The sequence below is a fragment of the Iodobacter violaceini genome (assembly GCF_011601265.1).
In the GTDB taxonomy this organism is placed as follows: Bacteria; Pseudomonadota; Gammaproteobacteria; order Burkholderiales; family Chitinibacteraceae; genus Iodobacter; species Iodobacter violaceini.
In genome coordinates this window covers 1-235 of the sequence record NZ_JAAOLX010000061.1, presented here as the reverse complement: position 1 = coordinate 235, position 235 = coordinate 1, and the positions used below count along the sequence as shown (strand labels likewise).

The following is a 235-nucleotide window of genomic DNA, read 5'->3' as shown; positions in this document are numbered from 1 at the left end:
ACCGTGACTGTGAACGGCAGCAATGAAACCGCCACCGTCGGCCACGGCGCAGTACAGGAAGATACCGTTCAAAGCAGCAGCGGCACGCTGACCGCTACCGGCGGCGCGACCTTTGTGCCGCAAACCGGTGCCGCAGGCACTTACGGTAAATTGACGCTGGGCAGCGATGGCAAGTGGACTTATACGCTGAATAACGATGCGGATAATGTGCAAGCCCTTAAAACCGGCGAAACCA

1 protein-coding gene is annotated in these 235 nt (G+C 58.3%); it reads left to right on the top strand.

Annotated elements, in window-relative coordinates; genetic code table 11:
• Window positions 1-235 (top strand): VCBS domain-containing protein (locus HA050_RS22780; protein ID WP_205836574.1); only part of this gene is annotated, 235 nt, incomplete at both ends.